5 protein-coding genes and 1 pseudogene are annotated in these 8875 nt (G+C 70.1%); 5 read left to right on the top strand and 1 reads right to left on the bottom strand.

Annotation, left to right across the window (positions count from 1 at the left end; genetic code table 11):
• Nucleotides 1–437 precede the first annotated feature (437 nt).
• The gene (locus JS756_RS35345) at nt 438–797 is read left to right on the top strand and encodes an LppP/LprE family lipoprotein (RefSeq protein WP_205387367.1); all 360 of its coding nucleotides are present in this window, start codon (nt 438–440) and stop codon (nt 795–797) included.
• A 505-nt stretch (nt 798–1302) separates the two neighbouring features.
• Nucleotides 1303–2523 (top strand): annotated as a pseudogene (locus JS756_RS35340) (IS3 family transposase).
• Nucleotides 2524–2715: 192 nt separating this feature from the next.
• Here JS756_RS35340 and JS756_RS35335 read toward each other — a convergent pair.
• Nucleotides 2716–3891: a PucR family transcriptional regulator gene (locus tag JS756_RS35335; RefSeq protein WP_205387366.1), complete on the bottom strand. Its 1176-nt coding sequence runs from the start codon at nt 3889–3891 to the stop codon at nt 2716–2718.
• Nucleotides 3892–4091: 200 nt separating this feature from the next.
• On the opposite strand from JS756_RS35335, the gene JS756_RS35330 reads away from it, so the two are divergent.
• The 3 genes from JS756_RS35330 to JS756_RS35320 all read left to right on the top strand — a co-directional run.
• Nucleotides 4092–5654: a GMC family oxidoreductase gene (locus JS756_RS35330; protein WP_205387365.1), complete on the top strand. Its 1563-nt coding sequence runs from the start codon at nt 4092–4094 to the stop codon at nt 5652–5654.
• A 68-nt stretch (nt 5655–5722) separates the two neighbouring features.
• Nucleotides 5723–7429, top strand: coding sequence for an aldehyde dehydrogenase family protein (locus tag JS756_RS35325; protein ID WP_205387364.1), 1707 nt, complete (start codon nt 5723–5725; stop codon nt 7427–7429).
• 276 nt (nt 7430–7705) lie between these two features.
• The coding region (locus JS756_RS35320; protein WP_205387363.1) for an IS110 family RNA-guided transposase at nt 7706–8875 on the top strand (1170 nt) is incomplete at its 3' end.

The raw sequence follows: 8875 nt of genomic DNA, 5'->3' as shown, positions 1-8875 counted from the left end.
CAGCCGGCTCCGTCGGCACCCCGACTACGGGTACGTCACTCCACTCGAAACGAGATCCTTGCTCAGGCAGAACCTCGTCCCGGCAGCGTAAACACCCGCTGTCCAGTTCGAGGGGGGAACTTCAGACAGGCATCCGCCAGCAGCTGGGCTGCCGAACTCTGCTCACATGTCACACGCAACATCTCCCAGGAGGACCTGAAAACTATGCAGTACGGAATGTTGGAGCGGGTCTTTCTGGGGGTGACGGCGTGCGACGAGCGGTGAGTTTCCCGGCCGCAGCGGCGGTGCTCTGCCTGACGCTGGTGACAGCGTGCGGAGGGCCAGCGGACAAAGTTCAACCGGAGTCGAGCCCGTCCGTTTCCCTGTGGGGCACCACGGGCCCGTCGGCGGATAAGCCCTCACAGGTTGGAAGAGAGCCCTTCGACGTGGACCGGGCGGTGCTCCGCATCAAGCGCCTGGGATACACGGCCGACACCAAGGCCAGCACTCTAAAGAACCTCCGTGGACCCCTTCGTGCGATCCACGCTCACTGCACCGGCAGCGTCGATGGGAAATGCGTTTCCGTGTTCTTCTTCTACGGCAACGAGTACGCCGGCTACGACGTGACCGCGGCCGCCCAATCAACGATCAAAAGCCAGGACGGAAAGACGGTTACCCTGTCCTATCCCGTGTACCTGCCAACGGATCCGCAGTGCTGTCATTCCGGTGGGGAGCGTGAGTACCAGGCGCGTTGGGAAGACGGCAAGGTGATCTTTTCGCCACCGCTGCCCGAGAATCCAAACTACCCAGATAAGTGACGTCAACCGCCGTGTCCCACTCATCGGCCGCCGATATGAGAGCCCCGGGCGTCAACCGAGCTTAGGCGGCGTGTGCTGGACGGGGAAGACACGGACGACTGGGTCGGGGGTGGACATATGTTCGCGCAACTGTCGGTTTTCCAAGGTCAGTTGGTTGACCACCCGGACGAGCCCTTCGACATCGGCGCTTAGTTGTTCGAGCTGGGCTTTGTCCTTCTGACGGAGTTCCTTGAGCCGTACGACCTGCTTGCGGAGCCGGATCTCTGCATCTGTGGGCTGTCCGCGCTCTTTGACCCTGGCATAGAACAGGGATTGTTCAAGTTCCGGAGTCGTGTGGCTGGTCCGGGACTGATCGGTTGGGGTGCATATAATAACCCGGTGACCACGCAGGGCTTGATCAAGTTTCGTGAGTGTCCCGGTTGTTGGTGATGCCCAGGATTGAGGTGCCCCCGGCGGTGTGGACACTCTGACAATGGATCTTGCAGATCTGAGGAAGGGTGTCCTGGTGGGACGGAAGTCTCCGTATCCGGCGGAGTTCAGGAACGATGCGGTCGCGCTGTATCGCGCGGCGGGTGGGAAGCGTACGTATGCGGCGGTGGCGGCGGATGTCGGGGTGACCGGTGAGACGCTGCGGAGCTGGGTGCGTCAGGCCGACGAACAGGCGGGCCGCCGTCACAGCGATGGCGAGCCGGCTGCAGAGAGCCGGGATGAGGAGCTGGCCCGGCTGCGGGCGGAGAACGGCCGGCTGCGCAAGGCGGAGAAGGAGTGGGAGCTCGAGCGGGAGATTCTGCGGCGGGCGGCGGCCTATTTCGCGAAGGAGATGAAGTGAAGACCCACCGCTGGGACTTCGTCTCCGCCCACGCCGAGGTCTTCGGCGTTCAGCGGATATGCCGGGTTCTTCAGGTCTCGCGGTCGGGCTACTACCGGTGGATCGACGGTGCGAAGGCCCGAGCGGAGCGACAGGCCGCTGACGACGCCCTGGTCGCGGAGATCCGCGAGGTCCACACCGTGCACAAGGGAACGTACGGGGTGCGCCGTGTCCATGCCGAGCTGCGGGGGTTCGGGCATGCCGTCAACCGCAAGCGCGTCGAGCGGCTGATGCGCCTGAACCGGATCGAGGGCCGTCACCTGCGTCGGCGCAAGCGCACCACGGTCCCGGACCGGCTCGCCCCGCCCGCCCCGGACCTCGTCCGCCGTGACTTCTCCGCCGGGCGCCTGGACGAGAAGTGGTGCGGCGACATCACATATGTGCAGGTCGGCGGGTCGTGGCTGTATCTGGCCTGCGTCCTGGACGTCTGCTCACGCCGGGTGCTCGGCTACTCGATGGCCTCGCATATGCGTGCCGAGCTGGTCATCGACGCCCTGACGACGGCGGTGACGACCCGCGGCGGCCACGTGGACGGGGTGATCTTCCACGCGGACAGGGGTTCGTCAGTACACCGCCGCCGCGTTCGCGCAGGTCTGCGACGGTTTCGGGATTCGCAGGAGCATGGGCCGGGTCGGCTCGAGCTATGACAACGCCCTCGCCGAGTCGTTCTGGCAGGGACTCAAGAGGGAGACGATGCACAAGAGGCTGTTTTCGACGATGCGTCAGGCGAGGCTGGAGATCTTCGAGTGGCTCACCTACTACAACGCCCGCAGGCGCCACAGCGCACTCGACTACCTCTCGCCGGTGGAGTTCGAACAGCAGCATCTGCGAGCAGCCAAACTCACAATCGCGGCATGAGCCCCTGTGTCCACACTCCGGGGGACGCCTCAGTCCGTCCGCCACGCCGGGAGGGGCGGAGCCAACCCCGTACGCTAGCCCCGGCCGAGGAGACCATCCGGTACCAGCCGCTCAACGAGATCTCGTGCGCGGCCGTGGTCCGTGCACGGCCCGCACCGCCGTGCCGGCCCGCGGCAGCGCGGCCGCACGTGGTCAGCCGCTGACGTGCAGCGCCCGCAGGGCGATGCAGAGCTCGGCGGAGTCGATGGCGCGGGTGATACTGCGGCCGGTGAGTTCGGTGAGGCGGTTGATCCGGTAGAGCACGGTGTTGCGGTGACAATGGAGTCGCTCCGCGGCCCGGGTGGTCGAGCCGCCTGAGGCGAACCAGGCGTCGAGGGTGTCCAGCAGGACGTTGCGCTCCTGCTGCGGCAGGGTGAGCACGCCGCCGAGGACGGTCTGTGCGACCTCGGCGGCGATCTCGGGCGAGGCGGCCGCCATCAGGGCGATGGGCGAGCTGCCGTACACATGGCAGCCGCCGGCGCCCTGCGGGAGGCAGCGGGCGGCGCACCGGGCCTGCCGCCATGCGCCGGGAGCGTCCGTCGGGGACGTGAGCGGGCGGCTCACGCCGATCCGGCACTCGGCGGCGTCGCCGAGCAGGTCGGCGAGGGTCGCCAGGGCGTGCGGGCCCGGCAGGGCGAGCAGACCCACGCGTGCGCCGAGCTGCTGCACCCACGCGCCCGCCACTCCCGCGGCGCGCAGCCGGTCCTCCGCGGCGAGCGAGCGCCCGCTGTCGGCGTGCACGACGACCATGGTGCCGTGCTCATCCAGGCCCAGGGTGCGCAGGGCCTCCGCGGCGCGGTCGGGGCTGCCCACGCTGCCGTCCAGCAGGCTGGTGAGCATGACGCCGCGTGTCTCCACGTCCCGGCGCCCCTGCTCCTCGACGGTGGCGCGGTAGGCGTCGGCGGCCGCGCCGGAGAACTCGTCTATCACCAGCCAGATGTCGGAGGCGACCGGCAGCAGTTCGGTGGCGATCCCCTCGTCCCGGGCGGAGGCCAGCAGCCGGTCCCAGATGTAGCGTCCGGCCAGCCGGAAGGCGTGGAGCAGCGCGGCAAGCGGGATGCCCTGTTCGGCTTTGAGCCGGCCTGCGGCGCGGGCGGCGTCCAGGTTCATGGGCTGCCCCTGCAGGGCGGCCAGCAGCGTGCGGAGGTTGTCCTGGACGGCTCCGCGCAATTGCTCGTGGGTGAGGTCGGTGTTCGCGGCGTAGGCGAGCTCGCTCGCCAGGATGCGCTCGGTGAGGCCGTCCGCCAGGGGGTCCACACCGCCGAGGAGGCGGGTGACCAGGCCGGCGACCCGGGACTCGGAGGCGATGTGGGTTGTCGTGGCCGTCATGGCCGAAGCGTGGCCGCTCTTTGTGCACCGGCACAAGAGGGCGGGCGACATCTCCTGCGCCCGCCCATGGTGCACCCGCGCCGGCGGCACGAACATCAGGGTCGGTGAGCGAAGCAACGGCCACGCCCGTGGTGCGCAGGCACGGCGCCCGCGGTCCCGAGAGACAACCCGCGATCCCGAGAGACAAAAGGGATGTAGAGATGGAAAAGGGCAGAAGTTACGACTATGTCGTCGTAGGAGCCGGTTCGGCGGGTTGCGTGCTCGCCGGTCGGCTGAGTGAGGACCCGGACGTCACCGTGGCCCTGATCGAAGCCGGCGGCCCCGACACGGCGCAGGAGATCCACGTCCCGGCGGCCTTCAGTCAGTTGTTCAAGACCGAGGTGGACTGGGACCTGGACAGCGAGCCCGAACCCGGTCTCGACGGCCGGCGCGCGTATCTGCCCCGGGGCAGGGTCTTCGGCGGCTGCAGCTCGATCAACGCCATGATCTACATCCGGGGCAACCGGGCCGACTACGACGGCTGGGCGGCCACCGGGGCGACCGGCTGGTCGTACGAGGAGGTACTGCCCTACTTCCTGCGTTCGGAGGACAACGAGCGGGGCGTGGACGCCTTCCACAGCACCGGGGGGCCGCTCCGGGTGAGCGACAGCCGGTCGTGCCACCCGCTCGCGCAGGCCTTCGTGGAGGCCGCGGTGCGCGCCGGGTACGACCGCAACGAGGACTTCAACGGCGCCGGTCAGCTCGGTTTCGGCAGCTACCAGGTCACCCAGCGCGACGGGCTGCGGCACAGCGCCGCGGCTGGCTGGCTGCATCCGGCGCTGAACCGGCCGAACCTGACCGTCCTCCCGCACACCCGGGCCCAGCGCATCGTGCTCGAAGCCGGCCGGGCGACCGGGGTGGAGATCCGCGACGGCTCGGGGGCCGGGCTGGTGCATGCGGACCTTGAGGTGATCGTCTCCGCCGGAGCGTACGAGTCGCCGAAGCTGCTGATGCTCTCCGGGATCGGGCCCGCGGCGGCCCTGGCGGCCCTCGGCATCGAGGTCGTCGCCGACATCCCGGTGGGTCAGGGCCTGCAGGACCACCTGATGGCGATGCTCAACTACCGCACCGACGCCGAGAGCCTGCTCACCGCGGCGTCCCCCGACAACGCCGTGCTGCTGGAGCACGACGGCCACGGCCCGCTGACCTCCAACATCGGCGAGGCCGGCGGCTTCCTGTGCAGCCGCGACGGACTGAACGCGCCGGACGTGCAGTTCCACATGGCTCCGGTGCTCTTCCACGAGGAGGGCCTCGGGCCCGTCACCGAGCACGGATTCGCCATCGGCCCGTGCGTGCTGGCTCCGACCAGTCGCGGCGAGGTCACGCTGCGCTCGCCGCGTCCCGACGCCGCGCCGCGCATCCGCCACAACTACCTCACGACGGACGAGGACCGGGCCGCCCTGGTGGCGGGGATCCGCGCGGCGCTGGAGATCACGGCGCACAAGCCGCTGGCAGACTTCGCCACCGGTCCGTTCAGCGTCCCCGCGTCGGACTCCGAGGCGGACATCCTGGCCTGGGCGCGCCGGGTCTCCATGACCCTGTTCCACCCGACCTCCACCTGCGCGATCGGCCCGGTCGTCGACCCGGACCTGCGCGTACGGGGCGTGGCCGGGCTCCGGGTGGCGGACGCCTCGGTCTTCCCCACCGTGCCGCGCGGCAACACCAACGCCCCCACCCTGATGGCCGCCGAGAAGGCCGCCGATCTGGTGAAGGGCGCCCGGTGACCACCGAGGCCCGGCCGACGCCGCCCTCTCCACCCCTCATCCGCCGCCCCCGCCCGCCAAGGAGTGACATGAACAGCACCACCCTGGACACCTCGTCCCTGGACCGCGCCCTGAGCGACCTGCGCCGGAACGCCCCGTCCTGGACTGCCACCCCGCTCGCCGAGCGCATCGCCCTGCTGGAACGGCTCATGCCGCGCATCCTCGACTCCGCAGCCGGCATGGCCGCAGCCGGCGCCCGGGCCAAGGGCTACGGGCCGGACTCCCCGTGGGCGGCGGAGGACTGGGTCGGCGGCCCCTGGGCCCTGGCCCAGAACACCAGCGCCCTCCTGCACGTGCTGCGCCGTATCGCCGCCGGCAAGGGCCCTGTCGACGCCGCCGCCGTGCACAGCCGCGGCGGGCGCACGGTGGTCGACGTCTTCCCCGCCACCGGCTGGGACCGCCTCCTGCTCAGCGGGTACTCCGCCGAAGTCCGGATGCGGGAGGGCAGCACGCCCGAGCAGGTGCTGGCCGGAGCCGCGGGAGAGTACCGGGGCCGCGCCGGTGATCCCGGCGTCGCGCTGGTGCTCGGCGCGGGCAACGTCGCCGCGATCACCGCCCTCGACATCCTCCACAAGCTCTACGCCGAGGGCCAGGTCGTCGTCGCCAAGATGAACCCGGTCAACGCCTACCTGCGTCCCCACTTCGAGGAGGTCTTCGCCGAGTTCACCGAGCGGGGCTGGCTGCGGTTCGTCGACGGCGGCGCCGCCGAGGGCGCGTACCTGACGACGCACGAGGACGTCGACTCCATCCATGTGACCGGCAGCGACCGCACCCACGACGCCATCCTGTGGGGCACCGACGCGCAGGCAGAGCAGCGGCGTCGCGCCGACACGCCGCTGGTGACCAAGCCATTCACCAGCGAACTGGGCGGCGTCAGCCCCTGCATCGTGGTGCCGGGGCCCTGGAGCGACGCCGACTTCCGCTTCCAGGCCGAGCACATCGTCACCAGCAAGATGAACAACTCCGGCCACAACTGCATCGCCAGCCAGGTGCTCCTCGTGCCCCGCGACTGGAGCGGCACCGACCGGCTGCTGGACGCGATTCGCGTCGTACTGCGCCGGCTCCCGCCGCGCACCGACTACTACCCCGACGCCGACAAGCGGCTCGCCGCCGTCCGCGCCGCCCACCCCGAAGCCGACATCCTCGGCGACGACAGCCGCATCCTCGTCCCCGACGTCACCGACCACGACGACCCACTCGTCACCGACGAGGTCTTCGCCAGCGCCCTCGCCGTGGTCCGACTCCCCGGCACCGCCCCGGAGGAGTTCCTGAGCCAGGCCGTCGACTACGCCAACGACCGGCTTCCCGGCACGCTCGGCGCCACCCTCGTCGTGCACCCGCGGACCGAGAAAGCCGCCGGGGCCGCCGTCCGGGACGCCGTCGCCGCGCTGCGCTACGGCACCCTCGGTGTCAACTGCTGGTCCGCCGTCGGGTTCCTGCTCGGCTACACCCCCTGGGGCGCCCACCCCGGGCACACCCGCCAGGCCATCGGCAGCGGCATCGGCTTCGTCCACAACGCCTTCATGCTGGACGGCATCGAGAAGACCGTACTGCGCGCACCCTTCGCCCCCGCCCCGCGCAGCCTGTTCACCGGCTCCCCCTCGCTCTCGCCGCGCCCGCCGTACTTCGTCACCAACCGCACCGGTCGCACCACCCTCGAGCGGCTCACCCGTTTCACCGCTGCACCCCGCGCCAGCAGGCTACCCGCCCTCTTCCTCTCCGCGCTCCGCGGCTGACCGAAGGCGGATCCCCCGTTATCTTCTTCGCGGTCCTGCAAGAGGATCACTGGCCTCCGGGCCCGGCATGACTGTTCCCCCCTGTCGAACGCATGACCTGGGGGGTGGTGTCACCGGGCCCGGAAGGTGCCGTCGGAGACGCTGATCAGAGGCCCGACTACCGCCCCGCCGAGCGCAATGCCCGGCACCTCGCGGGCGGCAGGTCTGCATAACGTGGATGCGCGCGTACGACACCGATGCCGAGGCCGGCACGTTCAACTTCCCTGGAAGGGCACGATGTTCGACACCGAAGACGTGGGCGTGTTCCTCGGCCTGGACGTCGGCAAGAGCGCCCATCACGGGCACGGGCTGACCCCGGCCGGCAAGAAGGTCTTCGACAAGCAGCTGCCCAACAGCGAGCCGAAACTGCGGGCCGTCTTCGACAAGCTGGCCGCGAAGTTCGGCACCGTCCTGGTCATCGTGGACCAGCCCGCCTCCATCGGAGCCCTCCCGCTCACCGTCGCCCGCGACGCAGGCTGCAAGGTCGCCTACCTGCCCGGACTCGCGATGCGCCGGATCGCCGACCTCTACCCCGGCGAGGCCAAGACCGACGCGAAGGACGCCGCGGTCATCGCGGACGCCGCCCGCACCCTGCCCCACGCACTGCGCTCGCTGGAACTCACCGACGAGATCACCGCCGAACCGACCGTGCTCGTGGGCTTCGACCAGGACCTCGCGGCCGAGGCCACCCGCACCTCCAACCGGATACGCGGCCTGCTCACCCAGTTCCACCCCAGCCTGGAGCGCGTCCTGGGTCCACGTCTGGACCACCAGGCCGTCACCTGGCTGCTGGAACGCTACGGCTCCCCGGCCAGCTTGCGGAAAGCCGGACGCCGCAGGCTCGTGGAGGTGATCCGCCCCAGAGCCCCGCGCATGGCGGCCCGGCTGATCGACGAGGTCTTCGACGCGCTCGACGAACAGACCGTCGTCGTTCCCGGGACCGGCACCCTCGATGTCGTGATCCCGTCCCTGGCCCGCTCGCTCGGAACCGTCCACGAACAGCGCCGGGCCCTGGAAGCCCAGATCGAGGCCCTGCTGGAGGCACACCCTCTTTCGAAGGTCCTGACCTCGATGCCGGGGGTCGCGGTCAGGACCGCCGCCGTGCTGCTGGTCACCGTCGGCGACGGCACCAGCTTCCCCACCGCCGCCCACCTGGCCTCCTACGCCGGGCTTGCGCCCACCACGAAGTCGTCGGGGACCTCGATCCACGGCGAACACGCGCCCAGAGGCGGCAACCGGCAGCTGAAACGGGCGATGTTCCTCTCGGCATTCGCCGCCTTGCACGACCCCGTCTCCCGCGCCTACTACGACAAACAACGCGCCCGCAAGAAGACCCACACCCAAGCCGTCCTCCGTCTCGCCCGCCACCGCATCAGCGTGCTCTTCGCCATGCTCCGCGACGGCACC

It is taken from the genome of Streptomyces actuosus (assembly GCF_016921115.1).
Lineage (GTDB): Bacteria > Actinomycetota > Actinomycetes > Streptomycetales > Streptomycetaceae > Streptomyces > Streptomyces actuosus_A.
The sequence above is the reverse complement of the archived record's forward strand: the minus strand, read 5'-3'. Positions and strand labels throughout refer to the sequence as shown.